Consider the following 20218-nt stretch of genomic DNA (forward strand, 5'->3'; position numbering starts at 1 on the left):
ATCGGTGATGGGTCCGCGAAGGGCCTCAGATTCCCTGAAGATTCGATGAAGCTCACGCCGCGATCAGACCTTGACCCTTATACCCCCTGGGGGTATACATGCGGGTATGGACCATTCACCGCGAGCACCACACGAGACTGCGCCAGATCCCGATGTAGACGCTGCACACCAGGCAGACGTTGGACACTCAGAACACAGACACGGAGACCACGGAGACCACGGGGACCACGTCGGTCAGTTCCGTCGGTTGTTCTGGATCACGGCAATATTGGCCATACCCGTGGTGGGCTTCAATGAGATGTTTGCGCACCTCCTCGGCTACGAGCTTCCAGGAGCCTCCTGGGTGTGGTGGGTGTCCCCCGTCCTGGGCACCGTGATCTACCTCTGGGGCGGCCGCCCCTTCCTGACGGGCGCAGTCTCAGAGATCCGGAGTCGGCAGCCCGGGATGATGCTGCTCATCGGGCTCGCGATCAGCGTGGCATTCCTCGCCTCCTGGGGCGCAACGCTGAGCATCCTGGATCACGAGCTGAACTTCTGGTGGGAACTGGCCCTGCTCGTGGTCATCATGCTGCTGGGCCATTGGATCGAGATGCGCTCGCTGGCGCAGACCACCTCGGCGCTGGACTCCCTGGCTGCGCTGCTGCCGGATGAGGCCGAGAAGCTCGACGGTGACGACGTCGTGAAGGTCGCTCCCGCCGATCTGGTCGTCGGCGATGTGGTGATCATCAGGCCGGGCTCGTCTGTCCCGGCCGACGGGATGATCATCGACGGAGGCGCCTCCATGGACGAATCCATGGTCACCGGTGAATCCAAGACGGTCCACCGCAGCATCGGCGAGCAGATCGTCGCCGGCACAGTGGCCACGGACTCCGGGCTGCGCGTGAGAGTCACCGCCATCGGAGAAGACACCGCCCTGGCCGGAATCCAGAAGCTCGTCTCGGACGCACAGGCATCTTCTTCCAGGGCCCAACGCGTCGCCGACACCGCCGCGGGCTGGCTGTTCTGGTTCGCTCTGGGGTCCGCGGTCCTCACCGCGATCACCTGGGCGACGCTCGGCATGCCTGACGCCGCAGTCGTCCGCACGATCACCGTATTGGTGATCGCCTGTCCCCACGCCCTGGGCCTCGCGATCCCCCTGGTGGTCTCGATCGCCACCGAACGAGCCGCCCGAGCAGGCGTGCTCGTGAAGGACAGGCTGGCGCTGGAGTCAATGCGCACGGTCAATGCCGTGCTGTTCGACAAGACCGGCACACTCACCAAGGGGGAGCCCACGGTCACGGAGGTCCACCCCGTCACGGGTCGCAGGGAGGACGACGTCCTGGCCCTCGCGGCCGCCGCCGAATCAGACAGCGAGCACCCCTTGGCAAGAGCGATCATGGGCGCGGCGAGGAGCCGTGAGCTGAGCGTGCCGAAGGCCAAGGACTTCACCTCCTCTCCCGCCGTCGGGGTCCGCGCGGAAGTGGCTGGCAGCATCGTGGAGGTCGGCGGTCCGCATCTGCTGGATCAGCGCGGACAGGCCACGCTCCCGGTGACCGAGCGGTGGCGCGAAGAAGGCGCGATCATCCTGCACGTCCTGGCGGACGGTGAGGTGATAGGAGCACTGAGGCTTGCGGATGAGACCCGCGCCGAGTCCCGCGCTGCCGTCCAGGCGCTGCACGCCAGACACGTCGAGGTCGTGATGATCACCGGGGACGCCCAGGCTGTGGCCGACACTGTGGCCAAGGATCTGGGCATCAACAGAGTCTTCGCGGGGGTCCGGCCGCAGGACAAGGCGGCGAAGGTCGCGGAACTCCAGGCCGAGGGCATGAAGGTGGCTATGGTCGGCGACGGCGTCAACGACGCTCCCGCCCTGGCCCAGGCCGACGTCGGCATCGCCATCGGCGCCGGCACCGACGTGGCCATAGGATCCGCTGGAGTCATCCTGGCAAGCTCAGACCCCCGCTCGGTGCTCTCCGTCTTCAGACTGTCCGAGGCCAGCTTCAATAAGATGAAGCAGAACCTGTGGTGGGCTGCCGGCTACAACATCGCCGCAGTGCCGCTTGCTGCAGGCGTGCTGGCCCCCGTGGGATTCGTACTCCCGATGAGCATCGGCGCGATCCTGATGTCGGCCTCCACCGTCGTGGTTGCCCTGAACGCCCAGCTGCTGCGCCGTCTTGATCTCTCGCCTGAGGCGAGCACCTCTGGGCTCACCGGCGGCAGCAAGTAGCTGCCAGACGCGCCAGCGATGCGGGACCCCGCCTCGGCAGGTGCCCCGCCTCGCTACGATGGAAAGCCGGAGATGCGCCGGAATGCGCGCTTCCCGCATCACTCGACGAATTCAAGGGGCCCGATGATCCAGCGAAGCACGCCCGGCGTGGGGCTGCGCACCCGGCGGCTGCAGGTCGGCGAGCACGCCGTGGACGTCCGTAGCACCTGCACGACACAGAGCCCACCGATCCTGCTGGTGCACGGGCTGGGGATGTCTGGCGAGTACTTCCTGCCGTTTGCCGACGCGCTCGCAGCCACCCACGATGTCTACGCGGTGGATCTGCCCGGGTATGGCAAGACTCCCAACCCGGACCGCGCACTGAGCATCTCGGAGCTCGGCGAGGTGGTCGCCGGGGTGGCCACACTCCTGGAGCTGGACCGCCCCGTCGTCGTCGGGCATTCGATGGGGTGCCAGATCACCGCTGACACCGTCGCCACCCACCCCGAGCTGTATGCCGGCTATGTGCTGATCGGGCCCACCACGGATCCGGCCGCGCGCAGCTTCCTGGGCCAGAGCTCGCGGCTGATGCGAGACACCCTGCGCGAACCGCCGCGCAACAACGTCATCGTGTTCCGCAATTACCTGCGGATGGGTCCGCTGCGCTACCTCGACACCGTCCGGCACATGCTCAGCCACCGGACCGAGGAGGCCATCCAGCACTGCACCATCCCCGGGCTGGTGGTCCGTGGCGAGAAGGATCCGATCGCCTCGGCCGACTGGGCGCGGCAGCTGGCGGAACTCGCCCCGGACGCGAGATTGGTGGAGATCTCTGATGCTCCGCACGCGCTGCAGATCAACCGCGCGCAGGAGCTCGCCTCGGCGTGTGCGCCGTTCTTGGCGGCGCTCGACGACGAGCGCCCGGACCAGCAGTCGATGCCCGCATGATTCGACGCCCGGGCATGGACGCGGGGTATTCCGGCGCGCGGGGGCCCCTGCGGGTGGTCTCGGAGCTCGGCCTCAACCTCGGCGCCTGGGCGCGTGACTACGCCTACGCGCTGCGCTGGCAGGCTTCCGGGCTGCTGCGCGGTCCGGACCCGCAGGTCTACCGCAGGCCCGGGTCGGAGAAGCCTTCCGTGCTGCTGCTGCCGGGGATCTATGAGACCTGGTCCTTCATGCTCCCGGTGGCCGATGTGCTGCGGGAAGCGGGCTACGACGTGCACGCCGTGGTGGACCTGGGTTACAACGGAGGCACCATCGAAGACATGGCGGACCTGGTGGATGGACACATTCGACGGGAAGGCATCGGACGCTGCGTGCTGGTGGCGCACAGCAAGGGTGGACTGATCGGGAAGCTGCTGCTCACCCGGCATATCGACACCGAACTGATCCTCGGACTGGTCACGCTGAACACCCCGTTCGAGGGGTCACCGCTGGCCCGACTGCTGCCGCTTCCGGCGCTCCGGCTCTTCCTGCCGCGCTCCCCAGAACTCGCCGCGCTCGGTGCCAGCCTTGAGGTGAATCGCAGGATCGTGTCCATCTACGGGCGATTCGACCCGCATATCCCCGGTGGAAGCCACCTCGAGGCCGCGCATAATGTGCAGCTGGGCAGCCGCGGGCACTTCCTGCCCCTGGGCAAGGCCCAGGTGCAGGAGGCGATCCTCGAGGGAGTCGAGCGGGTCGGGCGCTGAGCGCACGGAGATGCCTGCGCAGCTGACGGCCTAGAATGGCCTGATGAGCACCGTTCAGCAGGTTCCCGCGCGCACACGACTGCTCCAGGCTGCTGACCGCATACTCTTCGAAGAGGGCATCCGCGCCACGCCGGTGGATGAGATCCTCCGTCAGGCGCAGGTCTCCCCGGCCACCTTGTACGCACACTTCGGCAGCAAGGACGCGCTGATCGCTGAAGCCCTCCGGGTCCGCTTCGCGGACTGGCGCAGCACCTGGGACGAGCACGTGATCTCCGCGAACGATGACACCGAACGACTGCTGGCAGTCTTCGACGCCCGTGCCGCCTACGCGCAGACCCCGCAGCACCCCGAGCGCTGGTGTGCCTTCCTGGCGACCGCCACCGAGATGATGCCGGAGACCGGAGAGATCAGAGAGGTCCTGGACGCGGACACCGCCCTGCTCCGCACCAGGCTGCTCCACCTCTCCCGCCCGCTGGCCGGTGACCACGCGCAAGACCTCGCCGACGCAGTGCTGCTGGCCTATAACGGGGCCCTCACCGCGTTTCTGCGCGGTCACCCCCGGAGCCCGATCACTGCTGGAAAGCGCCTGGCCGGCGCGGCGGTTCAGGCCTACACCCAGAGTTGAACCGGGCGACCCCGTCACTGGAGCTCACCAGCTGAGCGCAGCACGCTCCGGAGACGCCGTCGCGGCTCTTGCCATGGTGGGCGCAACAGCCAGCACCCCTAGGACACCCGCGACGCCGAAGGCCAGGGCCTCCGAACCCAGGCTCAACAAGACCCCCAGGACAACAGATCCGATCGCCTGGCCGACGGCGAGCGCGATGAACAGCACCGCAGTGCCGGCAGCGGCCTGATCCGGAACCATGCGACCCGCCCAGATGATCAAGACGCCACAGATCGCGGTGTAGCCCGCACCGAAGACGGCCACGGCGAGGTATGCCGAAACCGGCACCCCCGGGGCGAGCCCCAGAGCGATCGTCGAGAGGGCCATCGCCACCGTGGTGAGATTCCACGCGACCGCGACGCTGGCCGCTCGGGTGATCTTGCCGGCAAGCGCGCCCAAGATCCCGAAGGCTCCCAGGACCATCCAGGCGAGGATCGAGTACGCCTCTCCCCCCTCCGTGGATTCCGCCATGATGGAACGCCCAAAGGTCCAGATGGCGGCACTGGAGGCTCCGGCCAGCAGCGCGGCCGTGATCGGCCATCTCAGAGCCGCCAGAAGACCGGCGCGCCGGGTGCGAGTCTGAGGTGTGGCCTCCTGCTGCTCGCGTGGCTGCGCCCGAGAGGACCTGTCCGTCCTCAGCACGGCCAGCGTGACCGCCGCGACGACTGCGGCGATGATCCACCAGCCCAGACGCCACTGACCCAGGGTGAGGAACATCAGCAGACCTGCGACCACGATCCCCGCACCGGTTCCCGCGTTGACCACCGTCTGGGCACTTTCCCGGCGCTGAGCTGGGACATTGGACTCCACCAGGGCCACGAGTCCGGGTGTCGCGAACCCTGCACCGGCACCCGCGATCATCACGCTCACGGCGAAGACGAGGACATGCGGAGATACGGCCACCCCCACGGCTCCGAGCCCAGCCGTCGCACCGGCACAGGTGACCACCAGACGGGGCCGAGCGCCCAGACGGGTGGCCATCACGGCGGCGATGCAGAACGAGAGGAAGCTGCCTGCCTGGATCGAGCCGGACACCACAGAACTCATCTCGAAGGTCTCGGTGAACCGGGGCAGGAAGAGCCCGTACCCGAAGCGCGCCAGCCCATAGGTCGCGGCGATCAGGGCCATGCCGCTGACTACAAAGGTCCGCACTGTGGGCCCCCAGAAGATCGAAAACAATAACGACCGTTACGCTACACCAAAACGCTGGGTTTTCTGCCGCGCGGACCCCGGTAGAGCACCCGGATGTGGTCGGCGAGCATCCCCACCACTGCCAGGTCGTGGCTGATGAGCAGGATGAAGCACACCACGATCACGAATCCTGTGAGGAGCCATACCTTCTCTCTTGGGGTGCAGAAGAGTTTCCCTGCGCGAGACCTGGTGCTCTGCCAGGGTGCGAGGAGTAGTCTGCGAGAGTCTCGACCCCGCTCGGATCAGCCCTCAGGAGACCCTCGCCATGCGCGCAGCACGCTACTACGACCGCAAAGACATCCGCATCGAGGAGATCGAGGAGCCTGCGCTGAAGCCAGGACACGTGGCCATCGATGTCGCCTGGTGCGGCATCTGCGGCACCGACCTCCACGAGTATCTCGAAGGCCCGATCTTCGTCCCGGCCCACGGACACCCGCACCCGATCTCGGGCGAGTCCGCCCCGGTCACGCTCGGACATGAGTTCTCCGGAACCGTCACCGAGGTCGCCGAGGACGTGACGGATCTCGCCCCCGGCCAGAAGGTCGTGGTCGAGCCCTACATCATCCGTGAGGACGTCGAGGCCAGGCCCGGGGTCGACTACCAGCTCTCCCCGGATATGAACTTCATCGGCCTCGGCGGCCGAGGCGGCGGACTCAGCGAGAAGATCGTGGTCGAACGGCGCTGGGTCCACCCGATCGCGGACCACGTGGCGCTCGATCACGCTGCGCTGATCGAGCCTCTGGCCGTGGGCCACCACGCCTTCGTCCGGTCCGGCGCCAAGACCGGTGACATCGCGATCGTCGGCGGGGCGGGCCCCATCGGCCTGCTCACCGCCGCGGTGCTCAAGGCCGAAGGGCTCACGGTCTTCATCTCCGAGCTCTCCGAGGCTCGCAAGGCCAAGGCGCGGGAGACCGGCGTCGCCGATGAGGTCTTCGATCCCCGCGAGGTCGATGTGGCCGAGGAGGTGCGCCGGCGCACCCAGGGTCGGGGCGCCGACGTCGGCTTCGAATGCTCCTCGGTCCCGGTGGTCCTGGACATGCTCTTGGATGCAGTGCGGCCGGCCGGAGTCATCGTCAACGTCTCGATCTGGGGGCACAAGCCCGCGGTCGACATGCCGAAGCTGGTGCTCAAGGAGATCGCGCTGCTGGGAACCATCGGCTACTCCAACGACCACCAACGCGTGATCGAACTCGTGGAGGACGGCAAGATCGACCTCGGTCCGTTCATCACCGGCAGGATCGGCCTCGACGGGCTGGTCTCTGAAGGTTTCGAGCAGCTGATCACCAACAACGAGGCGCACGTCAAGATCATCGTCGACCCGCGGGCTTGACCCCGGTGCGCACCTGAAGGTGACCGCCGCGCGCCGAGTCGGCCCGCACATCGACGCAGTCTCGTCCCACCGCCGTCCAGGGGTGCACCTCGATGTCGGCGCCTCCCAGCCAGCAGGCGACCCGGGCCAGCGGGATCATCGGCGTGCTGAGTCCGCTGGGCCGTTGCATGTCCAGGACTCCCAGCTGCGCCTCGGGACTGGTGAGCTGCCACAGGTTCTCCCAGGCCCGCTCCCACGGGGACATCAGGGACAGCGAGTAGGTGGCCAGACCGATGCCAGAGAGGCCATGTCCTCCGGCCTCGGCGATCTGCGCTGAGACCTCGGAGGCGACCATGGTCGTGGCGTCGGCCTGGAGCAGGATCACGTTGTCCCAGCCCTGGCGCTGTGCCCGCTTCCTGGCCTGGGCGAGCATCTGGGCGCTGCGATCGATGCCCACGATCCTCCCGCCCGGGCCCACCCGGTTCTGCAGCAGCGGAAAGTTCAGCCCGGTGCCGCAGCCGAGGTCCAGGATCTGGTCTCCTGCGCTCAGCGCCAGGGATCCGACGAGCCGGCTTCGTCCCGCACCGTAGACGGGGTGCTCGGCGGAGAGCAGATCGTAGAAGGGGGCGAACGCCGTGTACTTCTCGGCGCTGGATCTCTTCAAGGCCAGGCTCCTCTCCCGCGTACGCTGGGCACGACGGCGCCCATGGTTCACCGCCCAGGGTATGTGCTGGCGCCGGTCCTCGCTTTCCCGCTGCTGAAGGAGCTCACCGTGGATGACCTGATCGATCTGCTGGTCATCGGCGGCGGCACCGCCGGGATCGTCGGCGCGAAGACGGCGGCGCGGCTGGGCGCCCGGACGGTGCTGGTCGAGCAGCACCGGACCGGCGGTGACTGCCTCTGGACAGGGTGCGTGCCCTCGAAGACCATCCTTTCCGCGGCTGCGCGGGCGGCAATGATCCGCGAGGCCGCGGGCATCGAGCCCGATTTCGACAAGGTCCGGGAACGGATCAGCGCGACCATCACCACCATAGAGCCCGCTGATTCACCAGCGGCCCTCGAACAGGCGGGCGTGACCGTGATGCACGGGACCGCCCGGTTCGTCGCCCCGGGCCTCGCCGAGATCTCGGACGCTGCTGCCGCGGGCATGGCCGGGACCGCCGGCTCCATCGATGGCGCGGCTCAGCGGATCCGCTTCCGTCAGGCCCTGGTGGTGACGGGCAGCTTCCCCTCGGTGCCGGAGATCCCCGGTCTGGAGGACACCGGATACGTCACCTCGGACACGATCTGGGATCTCACCGAGCTGCCGCCGCGACTGGTGGTGATCGGCGGCGGCCCGATCGCCTGCGAGCTCGGCCAGGCCTTCGCCCGACTCGGCTCCGAGGTGACGCTGCTGGCCCGCTCTGGACTGCTGCCCAGAGAGGACCCCGAGGCCGTTGCCCTGGTCCAGGCCAGCCTGGAACGCGACGGCGTCGAGGTGCTCCTCCACGATCAGCCCGCCCGCGTGCACGCCGCCACCGACGGGCGTGATGGAACTGTCAGCGCCGGCGTCAAGGTGGTCACCACCGCGGCGGGCCGACGGCTGGAGGCCGAGGTCGTCCTGATCGCCACCGGGCGCACCCCGCGCACGAAGGGGCTGGGCCTTCAGCGGCTCGGGGTCGAGTGCGATGACGCGGGCCACGTGGTCGTGGATGCCACGATGCGCTCCTCGAACCACTCCATCTTCGCCGCCGGGGATGTCACCGCGCACCCGAAGTTCACCCACCTGGCCGGGGTCCATGCCAGCACCGCCGCCTCCAATGCGCTGCTGGGTCTGCGGCGTCGGGTCAGCAGCACCATCCCGCGGATCACCTATACCTCCCCGGAGGTGGCCGCCGTGGGTCACACCGCGGCCACCGGCCCGGGGGTGAGGACCTCGACGGTCTCGCTCGAACACACCGACCGGGCGCTGACCGAGGACGCCGCCGAGGGGTTCGCCCGGCTGGTGATCGGCCGGCGCGGCCGGATCCTCGGGGGCACCCTGGTGGGTCCGCGGGCCGGCGAGTCGCTCGGGGAGCTGAGCCTCGCCGTCGCGAATAAGCTGACCACCCGTCAGCTCGCCGGGGTCACCCACGCCTACCCGACCTACAACGATGCGCTGTGGAACGCCGCGGTCGCTCATGCCAGCGGCGGCTTGGACTCCCCTGCGGTCAAGACCGCGACCGGCGCCCTTGCCGGGCTGGTCCGGCGACGACGCCGCGGGCCGAAGTCTCAGCCCAGCGACCGGTAGCCCAGGACGACGCGATGCGCCGCGCTCAGGCACACCAGCAGCGCCCAGACCGCCGCGATCGGGGCGGCTGCGAAGGGGAAGATCAGCCACAGACTGTGCACCAGCACGGTCTCGGCTCCTTCCGCCAGACCGCCCAGGAAGGAGAGCGACCGGCCGTCGTCGAGCGTTCTGCCCTGCTTCTCCGCGATGGAGGAGAACGCGAGGAAGGCGCCGCCGTTGATGTAGTAGGCGAAGAGCACCAGCAGAAAGGGCAGCCAGGGTGCGTCGAAGGCCTCGTTCGCGCCGATCGCCACGCCGATCACCGTCGCCCCGTAGACGATGAAGTCCGCGCAGATGTCGAAGAAGCCGCCCTGCCCGGAGGCCGGCGATGACCCCAGCGCACGACGCCGCGCCAGCGGCCCATCCAGGCCGTCCGCGAGTCGGCAGAGCAGCCACAGGATCAGCGCCGGGATCCACAGCTGGGTCGCGGCCAGCGCGGCGCTGGCCAGACCCGCCACCAGGTTCAATGCGGTGAGTCGGTTCGGGGTCACCCAGGGCACGTCCAGGACGCGGGCGGCGGCGTCTGCTGCGGGGGTGAGCGCAGACCGGAGTCTCGCGTCAAACATCTGTCGTGGTGCTCCTTCTGCGGACTCGCACCGCGTAGGCGATCCCGGCCAGGGTCAGGACTCCGAGTGCGGCGGCCGCCAGTTCGGCCCGAGCGCCCGACTCGAAGCCGTAGGCGCCCAGCGCCAGGTAGCTGGCGGTGCCCGGGATGATCCCGATCAGGGTGCCCATCACGTAGGGCCACCAGCCCAGCGAGGTCAGGCCGGCCGAGTAGTTGATCGCGGTGAAGGGCAGCACCGGGACCAGCCGGACGCCCACGACGGCGGCGAACCCGTGGCGGTCCAGGACCGCTTCCACCTTTGCGACCCGGGTGCCGGTGAACCGTTCGACCGCCTCGCGACCCAGTCCCCGGCCCAGCCAGAAGGCGGCCGAGGCTCCGGCCATCGCGGCGACGTAGACGATCAGCAGTCCTGGGCCGAAGCCGAAGAGCACTCCGGCACCGATGGAGAGCACGTTCTTCGGCACCGGCGCCAGGGTCAGTGCGGCGTAGCCGATCCCGAATCCGAATGGGCCCCACCAGCCTGCCCCGGCGACGAGGGATCGGATCTCCTCCAGCGCAGGAAGGGGGAGCAGCAAAGCAGCTGCGGTGAACCCAGCCAGCGCCAGCACCAGCAGCGCGGCTTTGGTCACCGCAGCTCGGCGGCCACTCGATGCCGCCGCAGCGGAGTCCGGGCCATCTGGGGTCGCGGAGCTGAGGCGGTCCGGCTCCTGGTCAGTCACTCCTCGAGCGTACTGGAGCCCAGCGGCAGCTCACCTGTGTGCGGGTGGCTCGGCCTGGATGCCGGGCCCTGGGAGCCCAGCCCGTGGTAGGAAGAGTGCCATGACTACCTCGCCGCCCGTGGTGCTTTTCGACGTCAACGAGACGCTCTCCGACATGGGACCTCTCGCCGCCGCGTTCGAAGCATCGGGACTGACCGCCACGGGCGCCCCACTGTGGTTCGCGCAGGTGCTCCGTGACGGGTTTGCGCTGACCGCCACCGGAGAGAACCCGGATTTCGTGGCGCTCGCTGGGGACACCCTGAGACGCCACCTGGCAGCGACCCCTGGAGCGCAAGGCCAGGACGAGGCGGTGGAGCGCATCCTGGGGGTCTTCACGAGCCTTGAGCTTCACCCCGATGTCGCGCCGGCCGTCGCCGCGCTGAGCCGGACCGCAGAGCTGGTCACGCTGAGCAACGGCTCGGCGGAGATCGCGGAATCGCTGCTTGCTCGCGGCGGTGTGCGCGAGCACTTTTCGCGGTGTCTCAGCGTCGCAGAGGCACCGCGGTGGAAGCCCGCCCGGGAGGCCTACGAGTACGCCGCCCAGCAGACCGGGCGGCGCGTCGATGAGCTGATGCTGGTCGCGGTGCACCCCTGGGACATCCATGGCGCCGCCGCGGCGGGACTTCGCACGGCGTGGATCAACCGGACCGGAGCCGCCTACCCGAGCTATTTCAGAACTGCGGAGATCGAGGTCGAGGACTTGGTGGGCCTCGCAGAGATCCTCGCGGGAACCGAGGGGTGAAGAGGCGACCGAGCCTCGAACCCCTGAGTTCGAGCCCCCTAGGTCCGTGCCTCGAGCACGAAGAACATGAAGCAGATGAAGGACCGTCCGACCAGCGGTGGCGGGATCAGCTCGAGCGGCGTGTCGGGATCGTAGGGCGGCTCGGAGACCGATGCGATGTCGAACCCGGCTTCCGTGAAGGCCGACGTGATCGCGGGCAGGGGTCGGTGCCAGTACGTCAGCGTCGCCTCCTGGCCTGCGAAGGTGAATTCATCGGAGAACTGGGTGGTCGCGAAGTAGTCGGCCTTCGGGTAGTTGAGCATGTAGACGTAGGGGTGATTCACCGAGAGGATCAGCCGCCCTCCGGGCTTGAGCACGCGGTGCAGCTCCGCCAGGGGCGCTGACCAGTCCTCGAGGTAGTGCAGCACCAGGGATCCGACCACGTCGTCGAAGGAGTCGTCCGCGTAGGGCAGGGGCTCGCCGAGGTCTGCCACGCGCAGGTCGGTGTCGGCACCGAGTCGCTGCCTCGCGATCTCCACCATCGCCGGGCTCAGATCAAACCCGACGACGTCGGCGCCACCCTCGATCAGCGCGGCGGCGAGCGGCCCGGATCCGCAGCCGGCGTCGAGCACTCGGCGCCCCTCGACGTCACCGGCCAGATCGATCATCGCGGGGCGTTCGTAGTGCCCGTTCACGAAATTTGATTCGTTGTCCGCCGCGTAGGCTGCGGCAAAGCTGTCGTAGGGCGCGGTCTGCATTGCACGGACTCCCGTTCATAGGCTCGGCATTCGAAACCCCCCTGCTTCGCCCATTCCAGCACGTTCGGCGTCCCGTGGCCGGAGCAACACCCGACACACCCGAAACCCGCTCGCCCGCTTGGAGATGACAGGTCAGACCGCGCGCGTGAGCTGGTCCGCTCCCAGCATCCTGCGCCGGACCATGGCGCTGAGCTGCTCGGCGAGCAGCACCACGACCAGGATCATCAGGATGATCGCGAAGGCTGTGTCGAATTGCCGCAGGCTGAACGCTGTGGTCAGCTCACCGCCGATGCCGCCAGCACCGACCATCCCCAGCACGGTGGCGCCGCGGATGGATTTCTCCAGACAGTAGAGGCTGGTCGCGGTGAACGAGGCGAACGAGGCTGGCAGGACGGCCCCGACCACGATCGAGATCTCGTTGGCCCCGGTGGAGCGCAGCGCATCGATGGGTCCACGCTCGACCTCCTCGATCCGCTCGGCGAAGAATCGTCCGGCGAAGCCGATCACGTCCACGGCGATCGCAAGGATTCCCGCCAGCGGGCCCAGGCCGACGGCCATGACGAAGATCAGGGCCCAGACGAGATCGGGGATGGCACGAAGCGACGTGAGCACGAACCGCACCGCATGCGCCAAAGGCTTCCATGGGGTGGTGTTCTGCGCGGCCAGAAGGGCAGCAGGCACGCTGAGCACCACCCCGATGATGGTGCCGATCAGCGCGATCTCGATGGTCTCCAGCATCGCCTCGGCGAAGTTGGGGAACCGCTGCGCATCAGGCGGAAACGCCCCGGAGAGGAACCGCCAGACGTTCTCGGGTGCCCGGAACAGGCGTTCGATCGAGATGTCCATCCGGATCAGTCCGTTGACCGCCAGCCCCAGGAGAAGCACCACGATCACACTGGTGGACCAGCGGGGAGGCTTGCTCCGAGGCGGAGCCGCGGGTCGCCCTTCAGCCGCCGGGGGTGTCCGCATGGCCGCCTCGGTGCTGGGATGCGTCATCACGCTGCTCCCTCAAAGGTCACGTGAGACGGAGACTCTTCCTGGTCCTCGGTGGTGTAGAGCCCCTGGAACTGTTCATCCGCCACCTTGGACATCACCGTGTCCATATCCATCGCTCCGTCGCGAAGCGCGATCACGCGGCGGCCGTAGGCCCGGGCGAGTTCCAACTGGTGCAAGGTGCAGAGCAGCGTCAGACCTCGCTCCTCGGTGATCTCCCACAGAAGGTCCATCACCGACCTCCCGGCCCTGGGGTCCAGTGCGGCCACCGGCTCATCAGCGAGAACCACCTTGGGCTGCTGCATCAGCATCCGCGCGATGGCGACACGTTGCTGCTGACCGCCGGAGAGTTCGTCGGCCCGGCGCTGCGCCACATGGGCCAGTCCCACGCGATCCAGGGCCTCCATGGCTTCCTCACGCTGGTCCTTGCGGGCGGTCCCGGCGAACCAGTTCCGCGGGCTGCCCACCCGGCCCAACGATCCGTGGATGACGTTGGTCATCACCGAAAGCTCTCGCACCAGGTTTATGCGTTGGAACACCACTCCGACCTGGCGCCGCAGTGCGGTGATCTCGCGAGTACCGGCGGTGGTGATCTCGGTGTCGAGGACCCGGACCGAACCGTGCGTGGGTTCGACCAGCTTGGTCAGGCACTTCTGCAGGGTCGACTTGCCTGAACCGTTCGCCCCGAGGAGCACTACCGTCTCACCGGCGTTGACCTGGAAGTTGATCTCCGTCAGCGCCTGGGTGCCGTTGGGAAACCGCTTCGCGAGACCGGAGACGTCAATGACCGGAGGTTGTGCGGAGACATCGCGCACCCGCATCAGTCTTCTTCGGCGTCGTCGTCTGCTTCAGCTGGTTCATTCTCGTCAGGCAGCTGCGAGTAGTCGGAGTACCCGGCAGCCTCGAATGACCGGCGTACTGGGTCGTAGTCACCATCCTGGGCGTCGACGAACTCCGAGCCGATGTACTTGTCGTTCTCCCCGGTCCCTACGATGGCTTCCAGGAGCACCTCCTGGTTCTCCAGCAAGGACGCCTTGAGGTAGTCGGAGCACTCCTCGCCGAGTCCGGTGCGAGCGACGAACAGGTCGTTGGGAAGATCCGGTCCTTCCTCGAGCATCTGGACCTCGTCTTCGCCCATCATGTCCTGGAGTTCTTCGAAGTCGGAGATGCCGCTGCCCAGCGCGTCGCCGTCGCCCCCTGCGAACGCTTCAAGCTGGGTGTCCGCGAGCGGAATGACTTCAACATCACCCACCGTGGGGTCAAGGCCGGCGGAGTCGAGCATCTCCAGCGGGCCGAGGTGCCCCGAGGTGGAACCGACCTCCTTGGTGATGATCTGCCCGCCGGCGAGGTCCTCGACGGATTCGGCGTCGGAGTCCGTGCGGGTGAAGATCGCGGCCTGGTAGTTCTCTCGGGTGACACCCACGATGGGCAGCGCGTCGGCGTCGTGCTTGAGCACCACGTACTCCGCGGGTCCGGTCAGCAGCACGTCGAGGTCGTCGAACTCCAGCGCGGTGGCAGCAGCGGTGCGCGAAGACATCGGCTGGAATTCGATCTCCAGCTCTGTTGCCTCCTCCAAGGCGGCCCGGAAGTCTTCGAACTCCACCTGAAGGACCTCCAGGCCCTCCACTCCGGTGTCGGAGAAGCGCAGCGGCGCGGTTCCGCATGCCTCCTGACCCTCCCCGGATGGTTCTGAAGCGGCGGCGTCTGGTTCGCTGCTACACGCAGCCAGAGCCAACCCAGCGAGGGCGAGGAGTGAGACAGCGGACGTCATTCGCGGCGCGGAGTGGTCAGGCATGGGAATCCCTTCGGTGTTTGCATGGGCTGCCCCGACCTTCACGTACCGATATGACCGGGATGCCGCTGGTCGGTGAACGAGGATCGAACAGCCGGCCACATCCCTGAAGGACTGCTCAGATCACACGGCGAACCGAATCCTCATCCCGCGGCAGCCGCTGCGCCGTTCCCGGGTCGGCCCTGCCTCGGACCGGAACCCTCCTATCGACCGGCGGTCTCCCGCGAGATGTGCGAGACCGGGGCAGACTGACCCTTCCGCTGCCGAGCGCGGGTTCCTAGCATCAACCCCATGACCACTCCCCTGCTGTTCCTCTCCGGCGCCGGACTTCCCACCTGGATCTGGGACGCAGTCCGCTCCCGCGTGGAAGCACCGTCCCGTGTCGCTCCGCGTCCGCGCAGCGGAGAGACCGTCAGCGACTACGCCCGAACGGCCCTGGAGGCGGCCCCTGTCGAGAGGTTCCTGCTGGTCGCGCATTCCTCCGGCGGTGTGGTCGCCGCCGAGCTCGCCCGCCTCGCCGCGCCGGACCGCATCACCGGGGTGCTCGCCATCGCCGCCCTCATCCCGCGGGCGGACGCCTCCTTCGTCTCCTCGCTGCCGTTCCCGCAGCGGTTGATCCTGCCCCTCGTCATGCAGGTGGCGGGGACCAGGCCGTCGGAGGCTGCGATCCGAACCGGCCTCGGCACAGGCCTCGGTGAGACCACCACGCAGCATCTCGTGGCGGATTTCTCCCCCGAGCCGCGCGAGTACTTCACCAGCCGCGCCGCGAACCCAGCCGCCCTGTCCGCACTTCCGGCGCGTGGCTACGTGGTGACCACCGAGGACGCCGAGATCCCCAGCACCCTGCAGCGGCGCTTCGCGGCTCGGTTGCACCCCACCGAGACCTTCGAGGTGCGCGCGAGTCATCTGCCGATGCTCACCGACCCGGAGGTCGTCGCCGCCGCGATCGGTGCTCTCGATGACCGACCCGGAGCCTGATCGCGAGCCCCGGTCAGGGCACCCGGTCGGGGCCCCGGGTCGGAGCCCCGGTCAGGCCCCGTCCGGCATCCCTCCGGCATCCCTGCGGCATCCCCAGCGGCATCCCCAGCGGCATGCCGAGCCGCATGCCGAGCCGCCGGGAAGCCATCACCTCCCAGCGCGGTTGACCCTCAGGCCGGCACCACCACGGCACCCAGACCTCGCGGAGCAGTCATGAGCGTCGTCGTCGCCGGTGGCCACAGACCCGCGGCTCTCCACGACCTCGCCAACCCGGGGGTGCGCACCGAACACGTCCGCGCACTCCTGGCCGGATAGCCCGCCCGCCCTCGAAGAACAGGTGACCACCATGAGCAGCATCGAGATTCTCCAAGACATCGCGCGCCGCCCGCTCGAGGAGGCACAGGCGCTGCGCCCAGCACTGACGCCCGAGCTGCTCAACGCGCATCCGCAGCACCACAACTCCATCGCCTGGCTGCTCTGGCACTCCGCCCGAGAGATCGATGAGCAGCTCGCCGGGCTCTCCGGAGCGGAGACGGTGTGGACGGCGCAGGGCTTCGCGGAGCGGTTCGGCCTGGAACTGGCAGACCACGAGATGGGATTCGGCCACACCAGCGCCGAGGCGCGGCGGATCCGGGCCGGTGACCCGGACCTGCTGCTGGAGCATCTGCGCGCCGTCGTCGAGGCCCAGCTGTCCTACCTGGACTCGCTGGGCGACGCGGACTTGGAGCAGATCATCGATCCCCAGTGGGACCCGCCGGTGACCCGGGCGGCGCGGCTTATCAGCATCTCGCTGGACGCAGTGGCGCATATCGCTCAGGCCGCCTACATCATCGGGATGGATCCTGCCGCGTTCGAGGAACCCGTGGTCCAGGAGGATCAGGCCGAACAGCCCCGGTGAGTCCTCCTCCACACGGCGGCGCCGGGTGGACCGCGGGCACCTCCCCCCGCCCGGTCGCTGAGGTCGCGGCCCCATCCCCTGCCCGGCGCCTCTCTTCGGCAGATGTTCTTCGTGACTTCCTGGGCTTCTGCGCAACCTCTGCGGCGGAGAGGCTCGTGACCATGGTTTAGTGGTGACATGCCAGCGCGCATCCTCTCCATCGGCACGGCACTTCCGGCGACCTCGGTGCCCCAGCAAGATCTGCGCGCCTTCTTCGCGGACCAGCCCGACGCCACCCGGTTGACCCGCCGGCTCATCGGAGCCGCCTTCGACGCCGCCGGCATTGAGACCAGGCACTCGGTGCTCACGGGTCTGGGCGGCACCCCGGACGGGGTCTTCGTCGGTGAGGGCGCCACGCTGCTCTCGCCCACCACCGGGACCCGCAACGAGCTCTACCGGCAGAGCGCCCCGGAACTGGCAACAGAGGCCGGGCGCCGCGCCCTGACCGAGGCGGCACTGTCACCGAGCCAGGTGACCCACGTCGTGACCGTCTCCTGCACCGGATTCTTCGCTCCGGGCCTGGACTTCCGGCTGATCCGTGATCTTGGCCTGCCGCCGACCGTGGAACGCAGCCACCTGGGATTCATGGGCTGCGCGGCAGCGCTTCCGGCGCTGCGCACCGCCTCCCAGATCACCGCCGCGCAGCCCGAGGCCGTTGTGCTGGTGGCCTGCGTGGAGCTGTGCTCGCTGCATATCCGCGACGCCTCGGACGCCGAACAGATCGTCGCCGCCTCGGTCTTCGCCGACGGCGCCGCCGCGGCGGTGGTCACCGCCGACGAGAACCTCGGCACCCCCGGGGGGATCACCCTGGAGCGGTTCGGCACCGCCCTGACCAACGAGGGTGAATCGGACATGGTCTGGACCATCGGGGACCACGGGTTCAACATGCGGCTCTCCGCCGAGGTGCCGAGGATCATCGGCCGGGAGATCCGCGCCGCCGTCGACCGCTTCCTCGGTGATCAGCCTGCGCCCGCCCGGTGGGCGGTCCATCCGGGAGGCCGCAGCGTCCTGGACCGGGTGGAGGCGGGACTTCAGCTTGAGCCCACCGCCCTGGACGCCTCCCGTGCGGTGCTGCGCGATCACGGCAACATGTCCAGCGCGACCATCCTGTTCATCCTGCGCCAGCTCCTCGCCGACCCCACGGTCAGCGGCCGCATCGCCGCACTGGCCTTCGGGCCCGGGCTGACGGTGGAATCCGCCCTGCTGCACAAGACTCGGTGACCCGTGAGGCCGGTCAACCTCTCCGTCCGCGATGAGCAGCTGCGCGAGCTCATGGATGATCCCGACTGCGACCCGGTGCGCCTGGACGCCACCCTGCGGCGCTTCCACCTGGTCAACCGGCTGATCTCCGGCTGGGACCAGGTCTACCGGACCCGGCTGCGCCCGGCGCTGCTGGACCTGGAGCGGCCCGCCCGGGTGCTGGATCTGGGCTCCGGAGGCGGGGATGTGGTCACCCGCCTCGCGCAGCTGGCCGCCCGCGACGGGCTGCCCGTGGAGTGGACCGGGGCAGATCCCGATCCGCGTGCCCACGAGGCCGCCCAGAAGACTCAGAACGACCGGAAGCCCCGCATCGGCGATCGACAGCCTCCCCGGGTCAGGTTCCTCTGCGCCGATGCCGGTGCCCTGCTGGAGCAGGGCGAAAGCTTCGACGTCGTGCTGTCCAACCATGTGCTCCACCACCTGGACGCCCCCGGCCTGCTCGACTTCACCGAATCCTCCCGGCAGCTCTGCACCGGCACCGTGCTGCACAGCGACATCGCCCGAGGTCGGCTCGCCTATGGGCTCTTCGCCGTCGGGATCACCCCGCTGGCGCCGGGAACCTTCCTGCGCACCGACGGGCTCCGCTCGATCCGGCGCAGCTACCAGCCCGAGGAGCTCGCCACCGCCCTGGCTGAAGGGTGGACCGTGACCTCCCCCGCGCCGTTCCGGCTGATCGCGGAAGCGCCCGGCCATGGCTGAGGTGCTGGTGATCGGCGCCGGCCCGGTGGGACTGCTGCTGGGCGGCCTGCTGCGCCGCGCCGGGGTGGATGTGGAGATCCTGGAACAGCGCGAACACGGCAGCGCAGACAGCCGTGCCATCGGGATCCACGCCCCGGTGCTCGCCGCCCTGGAGGACTCCGGGCTGACCGCGCGGCTGCTGGAGCAGGCGGTGCGGGTGACCCGTGGTGAAGCCCGTGCGCAGGGGAAGCTGCTCGGCGTTGTGCGCTTTGATCAGCTCAGCACCCGGTTCCCCTTCGTCGCGACGCTGCCCCAGTCCGGCACCGAGGCCGCGCTCGCCCTTCACGCCCCGGCTCCGCAGCGCGGCATCGGCGTCAGCGCGCTGCGCCCCGAGTCTGACCACGTCGAGCTCGACACCAGCTTCGGAACCCACCGGGCCCCGCTGGTGGTGCTGGCCGGAGGCCCGCGCTCCCGCGAGCTGGTCTACCGGTCCGCGCTGGGGCACAGCTACCCGGACCGGTATCTGATGACCGACGCCGACGCGCCGGATGACCAGGGCCCGGGGACGCAGATGCCGGCCCGGCAGGACGCGCGCACCGCCGTGGTCCACCTCGAGTCCTCCGGAGTGCTGGAGTCTTTCCCGCTTCCCGGGGGACGACGCCGGTTCGTCGCCTGGGACTCCGGGGCCGCCTTCGGGCATCCAGCCTCCCAAGCCCCCTCAATCCAGACCCGGCATTCCAGGACCCGGCCGCTCAGCGTGACCGGATGGCACGCACCCTCGCCGCCCACGGTCAGCCGCTCACCGGAGCGGTCAGCGGCTTCGGGGTGCGCCGGTTCGTCGCCCCGGCGCTGCGCCGTCACCGGCTGCTGGTCATCGGAGACGCCGCCCATGAGGTCAGCCCGATCGGCGGCCAGGGGATGAACCTGGGTCTGCTCGACGCCGCGACCCTGGCCCCGCTGCTCACCGACTGGGTCCGCACCGGCACCGCACCGGAGGCGCAGCTGCGGCACTGGGAGCGCACCCGGACTGCGCTCAGCCCGCCGAGCCGCCCAGCTGGCGGCGCTGAACACCCGGCTCGGCCGGCCGCTTTCACCGGCGAGGGACTCCGCCCGCCGGAACGGAGTGCGGCTGATGCTCGGTCCAGGCACCGGCCGGCTCTTCGCCCACGCCTACGCCATGGGCCTCGACGCCGAAGCTTGAGCCTCAGCCGGCCAGGGAGCCTCCGGCGACCACCAGCTGCGCAGCGAGCAGCAGCGCCGCCAACATCACCAGCCGGAAGAGCACCCGCCCAGGCCGGGCCCGGATCGCCAGGCCCAGCGCCAGCAGCGCCACCGCGCTGACCAGGACGAAGAACACCCAGGAGACTGCCGGGACCTGTTCCGGCTGCCACCCGGCGGCACCGGCGGTCACCGCGATCCCGCCGCAGAGC

21 protein-coding genes are annotated in these 20218 nt (G+C 69.0%); 13 read left to right on the forward strand and 8 right to left on the reverse strand.

Annotated elements, in window-relative coordinates; genetic code table 11:
• Window positions 1-106 precede the first annotated feature (106 nt).
• From BG28_RS13340 to BG28_RS13355, 4 genes are all read left to right on the forward strand, one after another.
• Window positions 107-2206: a heavy metal translocating P-type ATPase gene (locus BG28_RS13340; protein ID WP_084479747.1), complete on the forward strand. Its 2100-nt coding sequence runs from the start codon at window positions 107-109 to the stop codon at window positions 2204-2206.
• 123 nt (window positions 2207-2329) lie between these two features.
• Entirely contained in the window at window positions 2330-3133 is an 804-nt protein-coding gene (locus BG28_RS13345) for an alpha/beta fold hydrolase (protein ID WP_051501476.1), read from the forward strand.
• Window positions 3130-3876: an alpha/beta fold hydrolase gene (locus BG28_RS13350; protein ID WP_133725866.1), complete on the forward strand. Its 747-nt coding sequence runs from the start codon at window positions 3130-3132 to the stop codon at window positions 3874-3876. The genes BG28_RS13345 and BG28_RS13350 overlap by 4 nt, the downstream gene beginning before the upstream one ends.
• 43 nt (window positions 3877-3919) lie before the next feature.
• Window positions 3920-4501, forward strand: coding sequence for a TetR/AcrR family transcriptional regulator (locus BG28_RS13355; RefSeq protein WP_036477785.1), 582 nt, complete (start codon window positions 3920-3922; stop codon window positions 4499-4501).
• A gap of 24 nt (window positions 4502-4525) precedes the next feature.
• On the opposite strand, the gene BG28_RS13360 is transcribed toward BG28_RS13355, so the two are convergent.
• Window positions 4526-5692: a sugar MFS transporter gene (locus tag BG28_RS13360; RefSeq protein ID WP_235181122.1), complete on the reverse strand. Its 1167-nt coding sequence runs from the start codon at window positions 5690-5692 to the stop codon at window positions 4526-4528.
• Between the two features lie 304 nt (window positions 5693-5996).
• Between BG28_RS13360 and BG28_RS13365 the strand changes: the two genes are divergently transcribed.
• The gene (locus BG28_RS13365) at window positions 5997-7061 is read left to right on the forward strand and encodes a 2,3-butanediol dehydrogenase (protein WP_036477789.1); all 1065 of its coding nucleotides are present in this window, start codon (window positions 5997-5999) and stop codon (window positions 7059-7061) included.
• Here BG28_RS13365 and BG28_RS13370 read toward each other — a convergent pair.
• The gene (locus BG28_RS13370) at window positions 7039-7704 is read right to left on the reverse strand and encodes a class I SAM-dependent methyltransferase (protein ID WP_036477793.1); all 666 of its coding nucleotides are present in this window, start codon (window positions 7702-7704) and stop codon (window positions 7039-7041) included. The two genes, BG28_RS13365 and BG28_RS13370, sit on opposite strands and share 23 nt — an antisense overlap.
• 42 nt (window positions 7705-7746) lie before the next feature.
• On the opposite strand from BG28_RS13370, the gene BG28_RS13375 reads away from it, so the two are divergent.
• Entirely contained in the window at window positions 7747-9309 is a 1563-nt protein-coding gene (locus tag BG28_RS13375) for an NAD(P)/FAD-dependent oxidoreductase (RefSeq protein WP_084479749.1), read from the forward strand.
• Here BG28_RS13375 and BG28_RS13380 read toward each other — a convergent pair.
• Both BG28_RS13380 and BG28_RS13385 read right to left on the reverse strand, forming a co-directional pair.
• A complete protein-coding gene (locus tag BG28_RS13380) occupies window positions 9291-9914 on the reverse strand; it encodes a CDP-alcohol phosphatidyltransferase family protein (protein WP_036477798.1) in 624 nt (207 codons plus the stop codon). The genes BG28_RS13375 and BG28_RS13380 overlap by 19 nt on opposite strands.
• Window positions 9907-10632 carry a TVP38/TMEM64 family protein gene (locus tag BG28_RS13385; RefSeq protein ID WP_084479750.1) on the reverse strand — a complete coding sequence of 242 codons (726 nt, stop codon included), beginning with the start codon at window positions 10630-10632 and terminating at the stop codon, window positions 9907-9909. The genes BG28_RS13380 and BG28_RS13385 overlap by 8 nt, the downstream gene beginning before the upstream one ends.
• A 100-nt stretch (window positions 10633-10732) precedes the next feature.
• Between BG28_RS13385 and BG28_RS13390 the strand changes: the two genes are divergently transcribed.
• Window positions 10733-11413, forward strand: a complete 681-nt coding sequence (locus tag BG28_RS13390; RefSeq protein ID WP_036477800.1) for a haloacid dehalogenase type II — start codon at window positions 10733-10735, stop codon at window positions 11411-11413.
• 38 nt (window positions 11414-11451) lie between these two features.
• Here BG28_RS13390 and BG28_RS13395 read toward each other — a convergent pair whose 3' ends face one another.
• From BG28_RS13395 to BG28_RS13410, 4 genes are all read right to left on the reverse strand, one after another.
• The gene (locus tag BG28_RS13395; RefSeq protein ID WP_036477802.1) at window positions 11452-12150 is read right to left on the reverse strand and encodes a class I SAM-dependent methyltransferase; all 699 of its coding nucleotides are present in this window, start codon (window positions 12148-12150) and stop codon (window positions 11452-11454) included.
• A 132-nt stretch (window positions 12151-12282) separates the two neighbouring features.
• Window positions 12283-13146, reverse strand: a complete 864-nt coding sequence (gene phnE, locus BG28_RS13400) for a phosphonate ABC transporter, permease protein PhnE (protein ID WP_200869356.1) — start codon at window positions 13144-13146, stop codon at window positions 12283-12285.
• Window positions 13146-13964, reverse strand: coding sequence for a phosphonate ABC transporter ATP-binding protein (gene phnC / locus BG28_RS13405; RefSeq protein WP_084479751.1), 819 nt, complete (start codon window positions 13962-13964; stop codon window positions 13146-13148). Before phnC ends, phnE begins: the two co-directional genes overlap by 1 nt.
• The gene (locus BG28_RS13410; protein WP_084479752.1) at window positions 13964-14938 is read right to left on the reverse strand and encodes a PhnD/SsuA/transferrin family substrate-binding protein; all 975 of its coding nucleotides are present in this window, start codon (window positions 14936-14938) and stop codon (window positions 13964-13966) included. The genes phnC and BG28_RS13410 overlap by 1 nt, the downstream gene beginning before the upstream one ends.
• A 288-nt stretch (window positions 14939-15226) precedes the next feature.
• Here BG28_RS13410 and BG28_RS13415 point away from each other — a divergent pair, with 288 nt between their 5' ends.
• The 6 genes from BG28_RS13415 to BG28_RS16570 all read left to right on the forward strand — a co-directional run bounded on the left by BG28_RS13415 (window position 15227) and on the right by BG28_RS16570 (window position 20129).
• Entirely contained in the window at window positions 15227-15913 is a 687-nt protein-coding gene (locus BG28_RS13415; RefSeq protein WP_051501481.1) for an alpha/beta fold hydrolase, read from the forward strand.
• Between the two features lie 346 nt (window positions 15914-16259).
• Complete coding sequence (locus BG28_RS13425; RefSeq protein WP_051501482.1) at window positions 16260-16811, forward strand: DinB family protein; 552 nt, start codon at window positions 16260-16262, stop codon at window positions 16809-16811.
• A gap of 177 nt (window positions 16812-16988) precedes the next feature.
• On the forward strand, window positions 16989-18071 hold the full coding sequence (locus BG28_RS13430) for a type III polyketide synthase (protein WP_036477805.1): 1083 nt from the start codon (window positions 16989-16991) through the stop codon (window positions 18069-18071).
• A 3-nt stretch (window positions 18072-18074) separates the two neighbouring features.
• Window positions 18075-18809, forward strand: a complete 735-nt coding sequence (locus BG28_RS13435; protein ID WP_036477808.1) for a methyltransferase domain-containing protein — start codon at window positions 18075-18077, stop codon at window positions 18807-18809.
• Window positions 18802-19710 carry an FAD-dependent monooxygenase gene (locus BG28_RS16565; RefSeq protein ID WP_084479753.1) on the forward strand — a complete coding sequence of 303 codons (909 nt, stop codon included), beginning with the start codon at window positions 18802-18804 and terminating at the stop codon, window positions 19708-19710. The genes BG28_RS13435 and BG28_RS16565 overlap by 8 nt, the downstream gene beginning before the upstream one ends.
• Window positions 19614-20129, forward strand: a complete 516-nt coding sequence (locus BG28_RS16570; protein ID WP_304412468.1) for an NAD(P)/FAD-dependent oxidoreductase — start codon at window positions 19614-19616, stop codon at window positions 20127-20129. Before BG28_RS16565 ends, BG28_RS16570 begins: the two co-directional genes overlap by 97 nt.
• The last annotated feature ends 89 nt before the right edge of the window (window positions 20130-20218 follow it).

It is taken from the genome of Nesterenkonia sp. AN1, from assembly GCF_000582475.1.
GTDB lineage: Bacteria > Actinomycetota > Actinomycetes > Actinomycetales > Micrococcaceae > Nesterenkonia > Nesterenkonia aurantiaca.

What these genes read in the sequence shown, in the direction of transcription:
- BG28_RS13430 (WP_036477805.1), top strand. Translation starts at nt 16,989, where the DNA reads ATGCCAGCGCGCATCCTCTCCATCGGCACGGCACTTCCGGCGACCTCG.
- BG28_RS13365 (WP_036477789.1), top strand. Translation starts at nt 5,997, where the DNA reads ATGCGCGCAGCACGCTACTACGACCGCAAAGACATCCGCATCGAGGAG.
- BG28_RS16565 (WP_084479753.1), top strand. Translation starts at nt 18,802, where the DNA reads ATGGCTGAGGTGCTGGTGATCGGCGCCGGCCCGGTGGGACTGCTGCTG.
- BG28_RS13425 (WP_051501482.1), top strand. Translation starts at nt 16,260, where the DNA reads ATGAGCAGCATCGAGATTCTCCAAGACATCGCGCGCCGCCCGCTCGAG.
- phnE (WP_200869356.1), bottom strand. Translation starts at nt 13,146, where the DNA reads ATGACGCATCCCAGCACCGAGGCGGCCATGCGGACACCCCCGGCGGCT.
- BG28_RS13415 (WP_051501481.1), top strand. Translation starts at nt 15,227, where the DNA reads ATGACCACTCCCCTGCTGTTCCTCTCCGGCGCCGGACTTCCCACCTGG.
- BG28_RS13355 (WP_036477785.1), top strand. Translation starts at nt 3,920, where the DNA reads ATGAGCACCGTTCAGCAGGTTCCCGCGCGCACACGACTGCTCCAGGCT.
- BG28_RS13340 (WP_084479747.1), top strand. Translation starts at nt 107, where the DNA reads ATGGACCATTCACCGCGAGCACCACACGAGACTGCGCCAGATCCCGAT.
- BG28_RS13390 (WP_036477800.1), top strand. Translation starts at nt 10,733, where the DNA reads ATGACTACCTCGCCGCCCGTGGTGCTTTTCGACGTCAACGAGACGCTC.
- BG28_RS13380 (WP_036477798.1), bottom strand. Translation starts at nt 9,914, where the DNA reads ATGTTTGACGCGAGACTCCGGTCTGCGCTCACCCCCGCAGCAGACGCC.
- BG28_RS13350 (WP_133725866.1), top strand. Translation starts at nt 3,130, where the DNA reads ATGATTCGACGCCCGGGCATGGACGCGGGGTATTCCGGCGCGCGGGGG.
- BG28_RS13345 (WP_051501476.1), top strand. Translation starts at nt 2,330, where the DNA reads ATGATCCAGCGAAGCACGCCCGGCGTGGGGCTGCGCACCCGGCGGCTG.
- BG28_RS13410 (WP_084479752.1), bottom strand. Translation starts at nt 14,938, where the DNA reads ATGCCTGACCACTCCGCGCCGCGAATGACGTCCGCTGTCTCACTCCTC.
- BG28_RS13395 (WP_036477802.1), bottom strand. Translation starts at nt 12,150, where the DNA reads ATGCAGACCGCGCCCTACGACAGCTTTGCCGCAGCCTACGCGGCGGAC.
- BG28_RS13375 (WP_084479749.1), top strand. Translation starts at nt 7,747, where the DNA reads ATGGTTCACCGCCCAGGGTATGTGCTGGCGCCGGTCCTCGCTTTCCCG.
- phnC (WP_084479751.1), bottom strand. Translation starts at nt 13,964, where the DNA reads ATGCGGGTGCGCGATGTCTCCGCACAACCTCCGGTCATTGACGTCTCC.